This is a genomic window from Bradyrhizobium sp. CW1, from assembly GCF_023100665.1.
Lineage (GTDB): Bacteria > Pseudomonadota > Alphaproteobacteria > Rhizobiales > Xanthobacteraceae > Bradyrhizobium > Bradyrhizobium canariense_D.
The window spans coordinates 8,092,995-8,109,440 of record NZ_CP064684.1 but is presented as its reverse complement, the minus strand read 5'-3'; the positions used below and the strand labels follow the sequence as shown (position 1 = coordinate 8,109,440).

Sequence of the window (16,446 nt, the reverse complement as noted above, 5' to 3'; positions counted from 1 at the left end):
GGGTTCAGGCTCCAGTGGCGATGGGCGATAAAGCGGGCTCGTGCGCCATGGCGAGCTCACCGAGGAAGCTGTAGCGTTCGAGACTGTCGATCCGGACCGGCAGGATCTGTCCGATGATGTCCGGGGAGGCCATCACATGCGCGGGCTGGAGGAAGGCGGTGCGGCCGACGATCTGGCCGTCCTTGCGGGCCGGGCGCTCGAACAGCACATCGACCGTTGAGCCAATCGCAGCCTTGTTGAAGGCCGATTGCTGGCTGTCGATCAGTTCCTGGAGCCGCTCCAATCGCTGGTCCATCTCGGAGGGGGACACCGTCTCCTGCATGTCCGCGGCCGGCGTTCCCGGCCGGGCGGAGTATTTGAACGAATATGCCGCAGCGTAGCCGATTTGCGTGACAAGCGCGAGGGTCGCGAGAAAATCTTGCTCGCTCTCGCCGGGGAAGCCGACGATAAAATCTGATGAGAAAGCAATGTCTTGGCGTGCGGACCGGAAACGGTCGACGACACGCCGATAATCATCGGCGGTATGTTTCCGGTTCATGGCAGCCAGAATCCGGTCCGAGCCCGACTGCACCGGCAGGTGCACGAACGGCATCAAGGCATGGAGATCGCGATGGGCTGCAATCAGACTGTCATCGACATCGCGCGGATGGCTGGTCGAATAACGCAGCCGCGCGACGCCCGGGAGCGCCGCGAGGTGCTCCAGCAGCCTGCCGAGCGGCCAGCTTTTTCCGTCCGGTCCCTCGCCGTGATAGGCGTTGACGTTCTGTCCGATCAGCGTGAGCTCGCGCACGCCGTTCTCGGTGAGCCGCTTCACGTCGTCGACGATCTTTGTCACCGGCCGCGAGACTTCCGAGCCACGCGTGTAAGGCACGACGCAGAAGGTGCAGAACTTGTCGCAGCCTTCCTGCACCGTGACGAAAGCGGAAATGCCGCGGGCGCGGATCGCGCCGGGCTTGGGCTGGGCCAGGAAGCCGAACTTGTCCTGAGCCGGGAATTCGGTCTCGATGGCGCGGCCTTCATTGCCGGCGCGCTTCAACAGCTGCGGCAAATGATGATAGCTCTGCGGTCCCACCACGACGTCGACCGCGGGTGCACGGCGCACGATCTCCTCGCCCTCGGCCTGTGCCACGCAGCCTGCGACCGCGATCTGCATGGTACGCCCGTCGCGCGCGGCGGCGTCCTTGGCGACGCGCAGGCGGCCGAGCTCCGAATAGACCTTTTCCGAGGCCTTCTCGCGGATATGGCAGGTGTTGAGGATGACGAGGTCGGCGTCATCAGCGCTGGCCGTCTCCACGAATCCTTCCGGGGCCAGCGTGTCCACCATGCGCTGGGCATCGTAGACGTTCATCTGGCAGCCATATGATTTGATGTGCAGCTTGCGCGGCGGCGTCATGGAATCCGGAATTGAGGTGGAGGACCGCCCTCAGATATAGGCTGGGGAGGCGAAAATCCAGCGATTGGCGCCCTTTGGGCTGTCATTCCGGGGCGAGCGCTGGCGGGAAGTGCGGAATCCCGCCAAAACCTCGGGATTCCGGGCGTGTGCGTGTCCCGGCAGCCGCCAGCTGCACTCAGAAAATACCCTGAATCAGCCCGCCAGGGTGTCCGCCGCGACCCGCCGGACCAGCTCCGGCAATTGCCGCATATCGTCGAACGTCAATCCGGCCCCGGCGGCCCGGAGCCTTTCAGCGTGGCCCGGCGGGCAATGGCTGCCACCGTGAAAGCCCAGCACGGTCATCCCGGCGGCATGCGCGCCGGTCACCCCGGGGACGCTGTCCTCGATCACGAGGCACCGCTCCGGCGCGACTTTCATCTGCGCGGCGGCGAACAGAAAAAGATCGGGCGCGGGCTTGCCGCGCGCGACCTGGCTCGCGGAAAAGATGTTCGGCGCAAGCAGATCGTAGAGACCGGCGCAGGTCAGGCCATGATGGATCTTCTCCGGCGTGCCGCTCGACGCAACGCATTTGGGCAAATCGATTGCGCCAATCGCTGCGGCCACATGGGTGATCGGCTGCAAATCGCTGGCATAAAATTGCAGCGTCGCAGCATTCACTTGGCTTTCGAGATCATCGGGAAGATTGCGGCCGATCTCCTGTTCGACCATTCGCCGTGCATCTTTCTCGGATACGCCGAGGAAGCGGACCAGCACCTGCTCCGATGTGATCGGATAGCCGTGCCTCGACAGCACATCTGCATGCGCGCGACAGGAGATCACCTCGCTGTCCACGAGCACGCCGTCGCAATCGAAGATGACGAGATCGATCGCCACTTAACTTGTGGGTTTGTCGTCGTCGAGCGGGACGCAATAGAGTTCGAGCCGATGATCGACCAGCTTGTAGCCGAGCTTGCGGGCGATCTCCGCCTGGAGCTTCTCGATCTCCTCGGAGGTGAACTCGATCACCTTGCCGTCGCGCAGGTTGATGAGGTGGTCGTGATGGCTGTCGCGCATCTGCTCGTAGCGCGCGCGGCCTTCGCGGAAATCATGGCGCTCGATGATGCCCGCATCTTCGAACAGCTTGACGGTCCGATACACGGTCGAGATCGAGATCTTGTCGTCGACCGCGACACAGCGGCGATATAGTTCCTCCACATCGGGATGATCGACCGCCTCCGCGAGCACGCGGGCGATGACACGACGCTGCTCGGTCATGCGCATGCCTGTGGCGGCACAGCGCGCCTCGATGCCGGACGCCTTGGAAGCGGGGGAAGGTTTAAGACCAGTCATGTGATGTCCGCCTGACGGGGCGCTTTCTGCCATCAATGTTACGACAAGTCACGTCGCATCAGAAGTGCGTTCAATTGTTCCCCGTTCGGCTGCTTATAGTAGCGTTCGCGGCGTCCGACCACCATGAATCCGGCTCGGTCGTAGAGCCGCCGCGCCGGCTGGTTATTTTCCTCGACCTCAAGAAATATTGTGCGCACGCCGCGTCCTGCCAGGTGGCCGAGATGGGTCATCAGCAGCGTGCGAGAGAGGCCGCGGCCGCGATGGGCCTGATCGACCGCGATCGAGAGAATCTCTGCTTCGTCTGCGCCGATCCGCGACACCGCGAAGCCCACGGTCTTGCGGCCGAGCCGCAACCGGTGCACCAGCGTGTTGCGCTCGCTGAGCATGCTCTCGAACTCGCCTTCGCCCCAACCGCGCGCGAAGGAGGCGCCGTGGAGTTGCGCAAGCCGTGCGACGTCGCGCGCGACAGCCGGCTCGACGACGGCCGTACCGCCGCGCCACCATTCCGACAACCATTTCATCGTGAGCTTGCGGCTTGTGCTGCAAGCGGCAGTTGTGCGGGCGGCTTTGCGTCGGGCGCCCGCAGATAGAACGGCCGCGCCGGATTTGTCGCGGGATCGGCGGCGGCGCCAAGCCATGCGACCCAGCCGATGTCGGGCGCGGGCTGCGCGTCGACCGCGACCGGCTGCGGCATATCTTTCGGCCAGCGCTCGGCGAGGATCTTCGCGGCATTGCCGACCAGATGCGGCGCGCCGAATTGCGACGCCGCGATCGCCTCGTCGATGGGAGCGACGCCCGGCCGCACCAGCTGACTGCCGTCACCGGCCACGATCTGGAAATAGACGTGGTCGTGCCGCGCGTCGATCGCCGAGATCACCGGCGCCGCTCCGCTCTGGCCGACGACGGCGGCGGCATAGGCCGACAAGGTGGTCAGGCCGACGGCGGGCCGCTTCGCAGCAAGCGCAAGGCCGCGGGCGGCCGAAATGCCGACGCGCAGGCCGGTGAAACTTCCGGGGCCCATGGTGACCGCGATGCGCTCGAGCGCTGTGAAGGCGAGGTTGGCTGACTGCATCACGCGCGCGATCATCGGCATCAGCGCTTCGGCGTGGCCGCGCTTCATCAGAAGCTGCTCCTGCGCGAGGAGCTGGCCGGCATCGGTGTCGAGAACGGCAACCGCGCACGCTTCCAGCGCGGTATCGATGGCAAGGATCAGCATGGAACGATGGTAGCACCATCCGTCATGGAATGCTCGTCATCATGGCCGGGCTTGTCCCGGCCGTCCACGCCTTTGCGGCCCCAGCCTACATCGGCCGGACTTCGACCACGTCGGGGACGAAGTGCTTGAGCAGGTTCTGGATGCCGTGCTGGAGCGTCGCGGTCGATGACGGGCAGCCGGCGCAGGAGCCCTTCATGTTGAGATAGACGATACCATCCTTGAAGCCGCGGAAAGTGATGTCGCCGCCGTCATTGGCGACCGCTGGCCGCACGCGGGTCTCGATCAGATCCTTGATCATGTCGACCGTCTCGGCATCGGCTTCGTCAAAGAACTCGTCCTCTTCGTCGAGATCGACATCGCTCGCGGCCGCACCGTCGGCGAGCAGCGGCGCGCCGGACATGTAGTGCTCCATGATGGCGCCGAGGATCGCGGGCTTGAGCTGTTGCCATTCACCGTTCGCCTTGGTCACGGTGATGAAGTCCGAGCCGTAGAACACGCCGGTGACGCCGGGGACTTCGAACAGCTTTTCGGCGAGCGGCGAGCGTGCGGCCGATTCGCGGTTGGCAAATTCCATCGGTCCGCCGTCGACCACGACGCGGCCGGGAATGAACTTCAGCGTGGCGGGATTGGGGGTGGCTTCGGTTTGAATGAACATGGTTTTCTCCAGACGTCGCCGGTTCAAGGCCGGCGCGTGCTCTATCCACTAGCAGATGGCGACGGCGAACGCACGGTCAAGGGGTAAGCTGGCCGTTCACCTGTTATATCAGCGGGTTAGGGTACCCGCTTCTTCCCTCTGCCGGCTAACGGGGCGAGGCGAACGAGCAGCAGTCTAGGACAGCGAATCCACGCTCTGGTCGCTGAGCGCGCCGGAAATGACCGTCACCGGCACCGGGAACGTGCCCAGCGCGTGCGCGAGCAGCGCGACCAATGGCCCCGGGCCTTCCGCGCCCGGGTTCGCGGCGAGCACCAGCATGGCGATGTCGGGGTCCTCGTCGATCACCGCCAGCAGCTGTTCCATCGCAGCGCCTTCGCGGATCACCCGTTCCGGCGTGATCGCGGCGATGCCGTTGGCGCGGCCGGCGGCACGGTCGAGCGCGGCTTCGGCCGCCTCATGCGCTTCGGCGCGCATGATGTCGGCGACCCCCAGCCATTCCTGGCTCTGCTGTTCGGGCTCGATGATGCGGAGCATCACCACGCCGCCACCGGCCCGAATCGCCCAGCGGCTGGCGTAATAGACCGCGCGATCCCATTCGGCGGTGTCGTCGACGATGACGAGGCATTTGGGCTTGTGACCCGGCTCGAAGCAAAGTCGCTTGCTGGTCATGCATGTCCCGGAATGTCCACGCTGACATGCTGCCACACTCCGTCGTACTTGGGGAGAGCAGAAGCGAGCCGGCGCCGTGGCGTCGGCCGCGTTTTCGCGAACTTATTATCAGCGCCGACGGATGAAGCCCACGATGTCCTTCGAGAGCGTCATGGTCTCGTCGGCAATCGCGCGCGCGCGGTCGGCGCCATCGTTCAGGATCGCGTCGATATGGCCGGGGTCGGCGACGAGGCGCTTCATCTCGCCGGCAATCGGCGCGAGCTTCGTGACGCACAAATCCACCAGCGCGTTCTTGAAGCTGGAGAACTGGCCGCCGCCGAAATCCCTGAGCACGTCGGCCTTGGAGCGGCCGGAGAGCGCGGCGAAGATACCGACGAGATTGTCGGCCTCGGGACGCGCTTCCAGACCCTTCTCCTCGGTCGGCAGCGGCTCCGGGTCGGTCTTGGCCTTGCGGACCTTCTGCGCGATGGTGTCGGCGTCGTCGGTCAGATTGATGCGCGAATTATCCGACGCATCCGACTTCGACATCTTCTTGGTGCCGTCGCGCAAGCTCATCACGCGCGTCGCCGGGCCCGTGATCAAGGGTTCCGGCAGCGGGAAGAACAGGCCGTCATTGGCGCCGAGGTTGCGGATCGACTCAGCGAAGTCGTTGTTGAACTTCTGCGCGATGTCGCGCGACAGCTCGAGATGCTGCTTCTGGTCCTCGCCGACCGGCACGTGGGTGGCGCGGTAGAGCAGAATGTCAGCCGCCATCAGCACGGGATAGTCGAACAGACCGACGGAGGCGTTCTCGCGGTCCTTGCCGGCCTTCTCCTTGAACTGGGTCATACGGCCGAGCCAGCCCATGCGCGCGACGCAGTTGAAGATCCAGGCGAGCTCGGCGTGGCCCGAGACCTGGCTCTGGTTGAACACGATGTGCTTGCTCGGATCGATGCCGCTGGCGATGAACGCCGCGGTCACCTCGCGGGTGTTGCGCGCGAGCTCGACTGGTCCGCCCCAGACGTCCACGCCCTGCGTGATCGCGTGCATGTCGACGACGCAATAGATGCAGTTGTGGGTTTCCTGCATCTTCACGAAGTTGACGATTGCGCCGAGATAATTGCCGAGGTGCAGATTGCCCGTCGGCTGGACGCCCGAAAAAACCCGTTCAACGAATGGCATGGCAGCTTCCCTGCAAGATACGGGGCGTCGTTTCCAACAGCGGCGCTGCCCCGTCAAGGGAATTTCGCTGACTTCAGGCGCCGGGATCGGGCTGGGCGGGGCGCTTCAAGGCACCGGCCGCCTCGCGCCAGGACGCGACGCGGAGGATTTGCAGGAGCAAGCCATAGACGACGATTCCGGCGGCGATCTGTGATCCCAGCGCAATGAAGCGGATGAGCCCATGGGCCTGTGAAGGCAAGAGGCCCGCGGTCAGCCACAGCAGGCCGCCCATGGCGAGCGCGGCGAGCACGATTCGCGGCAGCCGCTTGCGGGCGGCGGCGTCGACCGAGAAGCCGAATTCACGCGTGCCTTTCCGGAGCAGCGAGATCGCACTGCTCCAGGCGCCGGCGGCAATGCTGGCGGCGATCCCGCTCGCGCCGAAGAAGTGACCGAGCAGGATCGCGAGCGCGACCGCGACCACGAACCCTTTCGCGGTCGCAAGCAGCGGCGTCATCGTGTCGCTGCGGGCAAAATAGGTCGGGGACAGCGCCTTGATCAGCACGTGCGCCGGCAGTCCCAGCGCCAGCCACATCAGGGCGCGCGCCGTGGTCGCGCTGTCCTCCGCGCCAAAGGCGCCGTGTTCAAACAGCAGCCGCACGATCGGCTCGGCCAGCACGATCAGGCCGAGCGTCGCCGGCAATGCCAGCCCGGTCGCGAGTTCCAGCGCACGCGATTCCGCATACGCAACCGCGTCACGGTGACCGCTCCTCACCGCGCGCGTCAGCTCCGGCACCAGCACCGTACCCATGGCGACGCCGACAATGCCAAGCGGCAGCTCGATCAAGCGGTTGGCGAAATAGAGCCAGGAGACCGCGGCCGGCGTGGCGGAGGCGATGATCGCGCCGGCAACCATCAGCCATTGCGGGCCGGAGCTCGCGATCATGCCCGGGATCGCCTTGGCGAAGAAGCCGCGCATGTCCTTGTCGAAGCTCACGCGCAACGGTGTCGCCAGACGCGCACTTCGCTGCGACAGCAGCATCAGGAGCTGCAACAGGCCGGCGATGCCGACGGAGGCCGCCAATATCCACGCGGCGACGGTCGCGTCGACGTGCCACAGCAGGAGTGTTGTGCTCGCAGCGATCAGGGCGATGTTGAACAGCAGCGGCGAGAACGCGGTGAGTGCAAAGCGACCCTGCGCGTTGAGCAGGCCCATCAGCACCGTGACGGGTCCCGCGAAGGCAAGATAAGGCAGCATCAGCCGCGCATTCTGGACGGCGAGATCGAGCGATGCGCTGCCGACGAAGCCCGGCGCGATGATCATGATGATCAGCCGCATCAGCAGTGCAATCACGATTGAGATTGCGATCAGGCCCGCGCTCACGGAGCTGAGCACGCGTCCCGCGAACGCCGCGGCAGCCGCCTCGCCGTCGCGGTCACGAACGCGCAGCCAGGCCGGGATCAGCGCCGCATTCAGGGCCCCCTCGCTGAGCAGGCGCCGCACCACATTGACGAGCTGAAATGCCGCCAGAAACGCGTCCGCCACGGCGCCGGTGCCGAGCAGCGCCGCGATCAGGGAATCGCGTGCAAAGCCCAGCAGCCGTGAAGCCAGTGTCCCCGTCGAGACGGTCAGGAAGGAGCGGATCATCGGAACTGCATAATACCGTTGCTTGCCCGCGAAGGGCCGGCCGTGATAGGCCGCGAGCCAGATTTCAGACCGACAGGAAGCGGATTTCCGCGGGTATCGCAATCCGCCAAACAGGATCAAGGTGAATGGCTGACGTGAAATATGACGTTCTCGGCATCGGCAACGCGCTGTTCGACGTGCTGGTCAAGACCGACGAAGCCTTTCTGGGCAAGCACGGCATGACCAAGGGCAGCATGTCCCTGATCGACGAGGCGCGGGCCGCCGCCATCTACAAGGACATGGGCCCGGCGACGGAAGTTTCCGGCGGTTCGGCCGCCAACACCATCGTCGGCATCGGCAGCCTCGGGGCGCGCGCCGCCTATGTCGGCAAGGTCAAGGACGACCAGATCGGGAAGCTCTACGTCCACGACATCCGCGCGGCCGGCGTCGCCTTCAACACGCCCGCGGCGAAGGACGGTCCTGCGACCGGCTGCTCCTACATCCTGGTGACTGACGACGGCGAGCGCACCATGAACACCTATCTCGGCGCCGCGCAGGACCTGTCGCCCGCCGACATCGACCCGGCCGAGATCGCCGCGGCCGGCATCGTCTACCTCGAGGGCTATCTCTGGGACCCCAAGAACGCCAAGGACGCCTTCGTCAAGGCGGCCAAGATCGCTCATGATGCCAAGCGCAAGGTGGCGCTGACGTTGTCGGATTCCTTCTGCGTCGATCGTTATCGCGACGAGTTCCTGGGGCTGATGCGCAACGGCACCGTCGATATCGTGTTCGCGAACGAGTCCGAGCTGCATTCGCTCTACCAGACCTCGGACTTCGACACCGCGCTCAAGCAGCTGCGCAACGACGTCAATCTCGGCGTGGTCACCCGCAGCGAGAAAGGCTGCGTGGTGGTGACGCCAACTGACGCAGTCGCAGCCCCGGCGTCTCCGATCGCGAAACTCGTGGACACCACCGGGGCCGGCGATCTCTTCGCCGCCGGCTTCCTGTTCGGTCTGGCGCGCAACCTGCCCCACAAGCAGTGCGGCGAACTCGGCGCGCTCGCGGCCGCCGAAGTGATCCAGCACATCGGCGCGCGTCCACAGGTGTCGCTGAAGGAGCTCGCCGGGCAGCGCGGGCTGACGTCTTAAGGTGGAATAGCCTCATCCTCGCTGTCATCGCCCGGCTTGGCCGGGCGATCCAGTACTCCGAGACGGTCGTGATTCAATCGAGAAGCTTCGGCGTACTGGATTCCCCGCCTTCGCGGGGAATGACAGCTGCGGCTCACGCCGTCTTCGCGGCTTTCAGTCCAAGCCGTTGCTCCACGTCGTCGCGCATCAGGAATTTCTGGACCTTTCCGGTCACGGTCATCGGAAACTCGTCGACGAATTCCACGTACCGCGGAATCTTGTTGTGGGCGATCTGGCCGTCGCAGAAGGTGCGCACCTCTTCCTTCGTCAGCGTCTCGCCGGGCCTGACGCGGATCCAGGCGCAGAGCTCCTCGCCGTAGCGGGTATCCGCAACGCCAAAGATCTGCACGTCCTGAATCTTGGGATGGCGGTAGAGAAATTCCTCGATCTCGCGGGGATAGAGGTTCTCGCCGCCGCGGATCACCATGTCCTTGATGCGGCCGACGATGTTGCAATAACCCTGGTCGTCGATGATGGCGATGTCGCCGGTATGCATCCAGCCGTTGGCGTCGAGCACATCCGCGGTCTTCTCCGGCTCCTCCCAGTAGCCCAGCATCACGCTGTAGCCGCGGGTGCAGAGCTCGCCCCGTTCGCCGCGCTTGACGATCTTGCCCTCGAGATCGACGACCTTGACCTCGACATGCGGATGGATTCGCCCGACCGTCGAGACGCGGCGATCGAGCGGGTCGTCGACGGCGCTTTGGAAGCTGACCGGGCTCGTCTCGGTCATGCCATAGGCGATCGTGACCTCGCCCATGTTCATCTCGCTGTTGACGCGCTTCATCACCTCGATCGGGCAGGGTGCACCGGCCATGATGCCGGTGCGCAGCGATGTCAGATCGAAGTTTGAGAATTCGCCGTGGTCGAGTTCGGCGATGAACATGGTCGGCACACCGTACAGCGCGGTGCATTTTTCCTGCTCGATCGTCCGCAGCGTTGCGAGCGGATCAAACCCCTCGCCGGGATAGACCATCGTTGCGCCGAGCGTGACGGAGGCGAGGTTGCCCATCACCATGCCGAAGCAATGATAGAGCGGCACCGGAATGCAGATGCGGTCCTGTTCGGTCAGGCGCATGGCGCGGCCGACGAAATAGCCGTTGTTGAGAATGTTGTGATGGGTCAGCGTCACGCCCTTGGGCGATCCCGTCGTTCCGCTGGTGAACTGGATGTTGACGGCATCGTCGAATTGCAGCGAGGCACTGAGCGCGGCGAGCTGTTCGCGATGCAGGGTACCGCCCATGCCGGCGACCTCGTCGAACGGGACCGTGCCCGGGCAGGCGGGGCCGCCGATCTGGATCACGATGCGCAAGGCCGGCAGCCGCGCCGCGCGCAATTGCCCGGGCTTGGCGCTCGCGAGCTCCGGCAACAGCGTGTTGAGCATGTCCATGTAGTTGCTGGTCTTGAATGCCGTCGCGGTGACGATGGCGCTGCATCCGACCTTGTGAAGCGCGAATTCCAGCTCGCTCAGCCGGTAGGCCGGATTGATCGTCACCAGGATGAGGCCGGCCTTGGCGGCGGCAAACTGGGTCAGTGTCCATTCCGGCCGGTTCAGCGACCAGATGCCGATCCGCGCGCCGCGTTCGAGGCCGAGCGCGACAAAGCCGGCGGCGAGCGCGTCGACCCGCTGGGCAAACTCTCCCCATTTCCATCTCACGCCGTGGCTGGGCGAGACCAGCGCCTCACGATCGCTCCAGCGCCGCGCGGCCTGATCGAGGCTGCGCCCGATGGTGTCGCCGAGCAGCGGCGTGTCGGAGGTGCCGCAAACGTAACTGTCGGCTTTGTCTGCCAAGATCGTGTCCTCCAGTCAGCTGCGTGCACGGCCGGGACAACAAGCCCGGCCGTGACGCGTCGTGAGAGTCAGGCGCGCCTCACGCCGCCTTCTGCCCGCTTCCCGCATCGAGCCCGGCATAGACGCCGCGCTCGAAGCCGGCAAAAGCCTCGAGACACTTTGCGTCGGCGAATGGCAGCAGCTGCATCAGGATCACGCCGGTGACGTCGCGCGCCGGGTCGATCCAGTAATAGGTGTTGGCGAGGCCCGCCCAGGCGAGGCTGCCCGCGCTGCGGCCCTCGGCGGTCTTGGCGGTGTTGATCATGAAGCTGAGGCCCCACTTCTTCACCTGCTCCGGATAGAGATCGACGTCATTGGTGTACATCGGCGCCGCCGTGGTCATCTTGCCCATGGCGAGGTCGCCGATGTGGTTCTGCCCCATCGTCGCGATGGTCTCGGCCTTCAGCACCTGATTGCCGTTGCCGCGGCCCTTGTTCAGGATCATCTGGGTAAACTTGATGTAGTCGGCCGCGGTCGAATAAAGGCCGCCGCCGCCCATGTGGAATTCCGGCTCCTGCTCGAGCTCGAACGGGATCGCGGCGAGCTGGCCATCCTCGCCGCGCGCATGCATGCCGACCAGACGCTTGCGCATGTCGTCGGTGATCTTGAAAGCGGTATCGCTCATGCCGAGCGGTGCGAACAGATTGTCGCGCAGATAGGCATCGAGGCGCTTGCCGCTGACGGCTTCCACCGCCTTGCCGACGAAATCGATATTGGTGCCGTATTCCCAGCGCGTGCCGGGGTCGGTCATAACCGGCGTCTTCAACGCCGCGTTCTGGCAGGTGGTGATGGCGGGGATGCCGGATTTCTCGAGATGGATCGCGAGATCGCCGTTCCACATGTTGTAGGCAAAGCCGGCGGTGTGGGTCATGAGCTGGCGCAGCGTGATCGGCCCCTTGGCCGGCCGCAGCTTGGCTTCGCCCTTGGCATCGAAACCTTCGAGCACCTGCGGCTTGGCGAGATCGGGCAACACCTCGCCGATCGGCGCATCCAGCGACAGCTTGCCTTGCTCGACGAGCTGCATCGCGCCCGCTGATGTCACCGCCTTCGTCATCGATGCGATCCAGAACACGCTGTCGGCGGTCATCGCATCCGGCTTGGACAGGTCGCGTTTGCCGAACGCGCCCTGATACAGCACCTCGGTACCGCTGGCGGCGATGGCGACGACGCCGGGAATCTCCCTGGCCTCGCTCTTCTGGCGCAGAATCTCGTCGATCTCAGCTTTGCCTTGCATCCGCGTTTCCTCCGGTTTGATTATTGTTGGAAGCGATCGATTGTCCTCCCGCGTGCGCCGCGCGGCAAGCACATCCGCGTACCTGCCGCGGTCGCGATGTCGTGACTTGACGGTCGGCTCCCCTCGCACGACGACAAGGCGGCTGACCTGCAACACTCCGTCACAATCTGTGGTGGATGGCCGCAACCAGCCGTGACCGTGGATGGGTGCTGGCGAGATGTTTCGACTGTTTGAAGCACTTGAAACATTTTGTGAGCTGCGGCGTTCAGCTCTCGGCCGATCGACGGTCGACGTTAAGACTTGATGCAAATTGGCGGCCGCCCACCGGCCGCGAGGGGGGACCTCAGATGATTTCGACCTGGAGCGAATGGAAGCGCTATCCCCGTCCCGGACGGGGCGAGAATCTCGAAGCGCCGATCGCGCCCGGCATCTACGAGGTCCGCATCGCCGGCACCGGCGCACTTTATTCCTTCGGCGCTGTCGACAATCTGGCACAGGCGCTGGCGCTGCTGCCGGTCGGTTCAAAGTCCTGGTTCGGCCGCCGCAACGCGTCCGACGTTCCTGATCTCGAATACCGGACCTGCGCAACCTCCTCGAAGGCCGACGCCAAGGCCGCCGCCGAGCGCATGATCGGGCGGCGCGAGACCTATCTGAGCGGCGCGGCGTAACTCCGCCGCTCCGAGCCTGGCTCCCAGCAGATGTGCGTTGCGGGACGGTGCATTGCGCGCCGCGTCTCCCTATATTCCGGCCGAACCGGAACAGCCCGCAAAAGCCCCGCAGGAGCAACGCCATGACCCCGACCGCCGCCGCACGTGCCCAGCACGCCACGTCCAATCTGCGCGACCGGTTGAAGGACCCGTCGCTGCTGAAGGAGGCCTGTTACATCGACGGCACCTGGGTCGGCTCGCCGGTCTTCGCCGTCAACAATCCCGCAACCGGCATCGAGCTTGCAAAGGTTCCGCAGCTTTCGGCCGATGACGCCACCAGGGCGGTCGAGGCCGCCGAGCGCGCGTTCCCGGGCTGGGCCAAGCACACCGCCAAGCAGCGCTCCAATATTTTGCGCAAATGGTTCGAGCTGATCATCGCCAATCGCGAGGACCTCGCGCTGATCCTCACCTCCGAGCAGGGCAAGCCGCTCGCCGAAGCGCTCGGCGAGGTCGACATCGGCGGCGCCTATGTCGAATTTTTCGCCGAGGAGGCCCGCCGCGTCTATGGCGAGACGATTCCGACGCAGCGGCCGGATGCGCGCTTGCTCGCGATCAAGCAGCCGATCGGCGTCTGCGGCGCGATCACGCCGTGGAATTTCCCGAACTCGATGATCACACGAAAGGTTTCGCCGGCGCTTGCGGCCGGGTGCACCGTGGTGCTGAAGCCCGCCAATGAAACGCCGCTGTCGGCGCTGGCGCTTGCCGCGCTCGCGGAGAGAGCCGGCGTGCCCAAGGGTGTGTTCAACATCGTCACGGGCGATGCAGCGCCGATCGGCAAGGTGTTGTGCGAGCATCCGGCCGTGCGTTTCGTCGGCTTCACCGGCTCGACCGCGGTCGGCAAGATTCTCTACCGGCAGGCCTCCGTCGGCGTGAAGCGGCTCGGCCTCGAGCTCGGCGGCAACGCGCCGTTCGTGGTGTTCGACGACGCCGACATCGATGCGGCGGTCGACGGCGCGATCGTCTCGAAATACCGCAACATGGGCCAGACCTGCGTCTGCGCCAACCGCATCTACGCCCAGGACAAGATCTACGACGAGTTCGTGCAGAAGCTGTCGAAGAAAGTCGCGGCGATGAAGATCGGTGACGGTACCGAGAACGGCGTCACGCAGGGCCCACTGATCAATTTGAAAGCGGTCGACAAGGTCGAGCGCCATATCGCGGACGCCGTCAAGCGCGGCGCCAGGATCGTCACCGGCGGCAAGCGCAGCGAGCTCGGGCGTTCGTTCTTCGAGCCGACGGTGCTTGCCGACGTCGAGCCGGACTCGCTGGTGGCGCAGGAGGAAACCTTCGGCCCGCTCGCACCGGTGATCCGCTTCAAGGACGAGGCCGACGTCATCGCGATGTGCAACGCCTCGCCGTTCGGGCTCGCCTCCTACTTCTACTCCCGCGATCTCGGCCGCGTCTGGCGTGTCGCCGAGGCGCTGGAATCCGGCATGGTCGGCGTCAACACCGGCCTGATCACCACCGAAGTGGCGCCCTTCGGCGGCGTCAAGGAAAGCGGCCTCGGCCGCGAAGGCTCGCATCACGGCATGGAAGAATATGTCGAGATCAAATATGTGATGATGGCGGGGGTTTAGCTGCTGGTCGCCGTGGCCTGAAACGCGGCATCTACGGCGTTCGCCGTCCTCCCGTGAGGGCCTAACGTTCTCTGCAGCAGGGCTCAATGCAACGGCCCCTACGCAGGAGAACGTGATGACCAAACTAAGTGAGCTGGCGATCGAAGCCCATGGTGGGCTTCAGCGCTGGAACCAGTTCGAGCAGGTCGCGGCCGACCTTCAGCAGGGGGGCGTGTTGTGGTCCTTGAAAGGGGAGCCTGAGACGCTTCAGCAGACCACCGTGACGGTTGGTCTGCGCCAGGAATGGGCGTCCCACTCGCCCTTCGGCGCCGAGCGCCGCCGTTCGCGGTTCGAGCCGGGGCGGGTCGCCCTCGAAGCGGCCGACGGCACGGTGCTCGACGAGCTTCGTGACCCGCGCAGCAGCTTTGCAGGTCATACTCTGCAAACGCCGTGGACCGATCTCCAGCTCGCCTATTTCGCCGGCTGCGCCATGTGGACTTACCTCAACACCCCGTTCGTGCTCGCCTGGCCGGGAGTCGAGGCAGAAGAGCTGGAGCCGGTGCGTACGAATGACGGGCTGTGGCGCCGTCTTGCGGTCCGTTTTCCAAATGACATCGCAACGCACAGCGCGGTGCAGACGCTCTATTTCGATGCGGACGGACTCTTGAAGCGGCACGATTACGACGTGGAGATCGCCGGCAATACGCCCGGCGCGCATCTGATCGATGGCTATGTCGAGGTCTCGGGCATCCGGTTTCCGACCAAGCGTCGCATTTATGCACGGCAACCCGACGGCAGCTTCAGCACCGAGCCGCTGGTCGTCTCGATCGATCTGTCCAATATCCGGCTGAGCTGATTTGAGGCACGTCAGAGCATGGCGAGTGGCCCAGCCTCCTTGCGGAAGGTCCGCGGCGCCTCGCCATGCACGCGGACAAAAGCCTGTCGCATGCGCTCACGGGTCGCAAAGCCGGTCTCGCGCGCCACGACCTCGATCGGCAAACGAGTCTGCTCCAGCATCAGCTTCGCGGATTCGAGGCGCAAGGCTTCGACGGCCTTGGCCGGCGTCGTGCCGGTCGCCGAGCGGAAGAGTCGCGTGAATTGCCGCGGGCTGAGACAGGCGGCGCGGGCCAAATCTTCGATCGTGAGGCTCTCGCGCAGGTTTTGCCGGGCGTAGTTCAGGGCCTTCTGGATCCTGTCTTCGCTCGTTCCCACCTCCAGCAAAACCGAATGCTGCGATTGTCCGCCGGGGCGGCTGTGGTACATGACCATGCCTTTGGCCACGGAGCGAGCCCTATCGGCACCGAGATCTCGTTCGATCATGCCGACGACCATGTCGGTGCCGGCGCTCATGCCGGCAGACGTCCAGATCTGGCCGTCGGCAATGAAGATCTTGTCGGCGTCCACATTGCAACCCGGGAATCTGGCCTGCATCTCCTGTGCGTAGCGCCAATGCGTGGTCGCTCGCCGCCCGTTCAACAGCCCGGCGTCACCGAGCACGAACGAGCCGAGACAGATCGACGAAACCCGCCGCGCATTCCGGGCCGCTGCGCGAAGCAGCCGGACGAGGCCGGGTGATGAGGTTGGAATGTCGAGGCCCGCCGCGACGATGAGGGTGTCGAAAGCGGCCTGATCGAAAGGCTCCGTCATGACTTGCATCCCAGCAGACGAGGTGACCAGCCCGCCGTCTTCCGAGAACGCACGAACATCGTAGATTTTTTCTCCAGCCTGCTTGTTCGCCACGTCGAAAGCGGCGACGGCGCCGAAACAGACGGCCTGGAAGCTCGGAGACAGAACCAAGCCGATTCTCATGATGACTCCTGGATGCGACGGACCACCTGTTTGTGCGCCTGCTCCCCTCGCCAATTCGATGGCCGAAATGATGGCATCTACGTCCTGTCGATGCCGTAA

The 16,446-nt window shown here is 64.9% G+C and carries 16 protein-coding genes; 4 read left to right on the top strand and 12 right to left on the bottom strand.

Features of this window, described 5'->3' with window-relative positions; genetic code table 11:
- Positions 1 to 4: 4 nt before the first annotated feature.
- The 9 genes from miaB to murJ form a co-directional block, all read right to left on the bottom strand.
- Entirely contained in the window at positions 5 to 1,393 is a 1,389-nt protein-coding gene (gene miaB, locus IVB54_RS38675) for a tRNA (N6-isopentenyl adenosine(37)-C2)-methylthiotransferase MiaB (RefSeq protein WP_018455808.1), read from the bottom strand.
- A gap of 192 nt (positions 1,394 to 1,585) precedes the next feature.
- Positions 1,586 to 2,266 carry an HAD family hydrolase gene (locus IVB54_RS38670; RefSeq protein WP_018455809.1) on the bottom strand — a complete coding sequence of 227 codons (681 nt, stop codon included), beginning with the start codon at positions 2,264 to 2,266 and terminating at the stop codon, positions 1,586 to 1,588.
- Positions 2,267 to 2,722, bottom strand: coding sequence for a Fur family transcriptional regulator (locus tag IVB54_RS38665; RefSeq protein WP_007598312.1), 456 nt, complete (start codon positions 2,720 to 2,722; stop codon positions 2,267 to 2,269).
- Positions 2,723 to 2,760: 38 nt separating this feature from the next.
- The gene (rimI, locus tag IVB54_RS38660; protein ID WP_018455811.1) at positions 2,761 to 3,243 is read right to left on the bottom strand and encodes a ribosomal protein S18-alanine N-acetyltransferase; all 483 of its coding nucleotides are present in this window, start codon (positions 3,241 to 3,243) and stop codon (positions 2,761 to 2,763) included.
- The gene (gene tsaB / locus IVB54_RS38655; protein ID WP_018455812.1) at positions 3,240 to 3,938 is read right to left on the bottom strand and encodes a tRNA (adenosine(37)-N6)-threonylcarbamoyltransferase complex dimerization subunit type 1 TsaB; all 699 of its coding nucleotides are present in this window, start codon (positions 3,936 to 3,938) and stop codon (positions 3,240 to 3,242) included. The genes rimI and tsaB overlap by 4 nt, the downstream gene beginning before the upstream one ends.
- An 85-nt stretch (positions 3,939 to 4,023) precedes the next feature.
- Positions 4,024 to 4,593: a NifU family protein gene (locus IVB54_RS38650; RefSeq protein WP_026233032.1), complete on the bottom strand. Its 570-nt coding sequence runs from the start codon at positions 4,591 to 4,593 to the stop codon at positions 4,024 to 4,026.
- A 174-nt stretch (positions 4,594 to 4,767) separates the two neighbouring features.
- The gene (locus IVB54_RS38645) at positions 4,768 to 5,262 is read right to left on the bottom strand and encodes a universal stress protein (protein ID WP_018455814.1); all 495 of its coding nucleotides are present in this window, start codon (positions 5,260 to 5,262) and stop codon (positions 4,768 to 4,770) included.
- Between the two features lie 108 nt (positions 5,263 to 5,370).
- The gene (trpS, locus tag IVB54_RS38640) at positions 5,371 to 6,423 is read right to left on the bottom strand and encodes a tryptophan--tRNA ligase (protein WP_018455815.1); all 1,053 of its coding nucleotides are present in this window, start codon (positions 6,421 to 6,423) and stop codon (positions 5,371 to 5,373) included.
- Positions 6,424 to 6,496: 73 nt separating this feature from the next.
- Complete coding sequence (murJ, locus tag IVB54_RS38635; RefSeq protein WP_026233033.1) at positions 6,497 to 8,047, bottom strand: murein biosynthesis integral membrane protein MurJ; 1,551 nt, start codon at positions 8,045 to 8,047, stop codon at positions 6,497 to 6,499.
- A 125-nt stretch (positions 8,048 to 8,172) separates the two neighbouring features.
- On the opposite strand from murJ, the gene IVB54_RS38630 reads away from it, so the two are divergent.
- A complete protein-coding gene (locus IVB54_RS38630) occupies positions 8,173 to 9,174 on the top strand; it encodes an adenosine kinase (protein ID WP_018455817.1) in 1,002 nt (333 codons plus the stop codon).
- Between the two features lie 133 nt (positions 9,175 to 9,307).
- On the opposite strand, the gene IVB54_RS38625 is transcribed toward IVB54_RS38630, so the two are convergent.
- Both IVB54_RS38625 and IVB54_RS38620 read right to left on the bottom strand, forming a co-directional pair.
- Positions 9,308 to 11,002 (bottom strand): AMP-binding protein, encoded by a 1,695-nt coding sequence (locus IVB54_RS38625; RefSeq protein ID WP_018455818.1) that lies wholly within the window; start codon positions 11,000 to 11,002, stop codon positions 9,308 to 9,310.
- A gap of 79 nt (positions 11,003 to 11,081) precedes the next feature.
- Complete coding sequence (locus tag IVB54_RS38620; protein WP_018455819.1) at positions 11,082 to 12,275, bottom strand: serine hydrolase domain-containing protein; 1,194 nt, start codon at positions 12,273 to 12,275, stop codon at positions 11,082 to 11,084.
- Between the two features lie 347 nt (positions 12,276 to 12,622).
- Between IVB54_RS38620 and IVB54_RS38615 the strand changes: the two genes are divergently transcribed.
- The 3 genes from IVB54_RS38615 to IVB54_RS38605 all read left to right on the top strand — a co-directional run bounded on the left by IVB54_RS38615 (position 12,623) and on the right by IVB54_RS38605 (position 15,394).
- Entirely contained in the window at positions 12,623 to 12,943 is a 321-nt protein-coding gene (locus IVB54_RS38615; RefSeq protein ID WP_007603877.1) for a hypothetical protein, read from the top strand.
- A gap of 122 nt (positions 12,944 to 13,065) precedes the next feature.
- Positions 13,066 to 14,559 (top strand): NAD-dependent succinate-semialdehyde dehydrogenase, encoded by a 1,494-nt coding sequence (locus IVB54_RS38610; RefSeq protein ID WP_018455820.1) that lies wholly within the window; start codon positions 13,066 to 13,068, stop codon positions 14,557 to 14,559.
- A gap of 115 nt (positions 14,560 to 14,674) precedes the next feature.
- Positions 14,675 to 15,394 (top strand): hypothetical protein, encoded by a 720-nt coding sequence (locus IVB54_RS38605; protein WP_018455821.1) that lies wholly within the window; start codon positions 14,675 to 14,677, stop codon positions 15,392 to 15,394.
- Between the two features lie 11 nt (positions 15,395 to 15,405).
- Here the strand turns inward: IVB54_RS38605 and IVB54_RS38600 are convergent, their stop codons facing one another.
- Entirely contained in the window at positions 15,406 to 16,347 is a 942-nt protein-coding gene (locus IVB54_RS38600) for a GlxA family transcriptional regulator (RefSeq protein ID WP_247777008.1), read from the bottom strand.
- Positions 16,348 to 16,446: the final 99 nt, after the last annotated feature.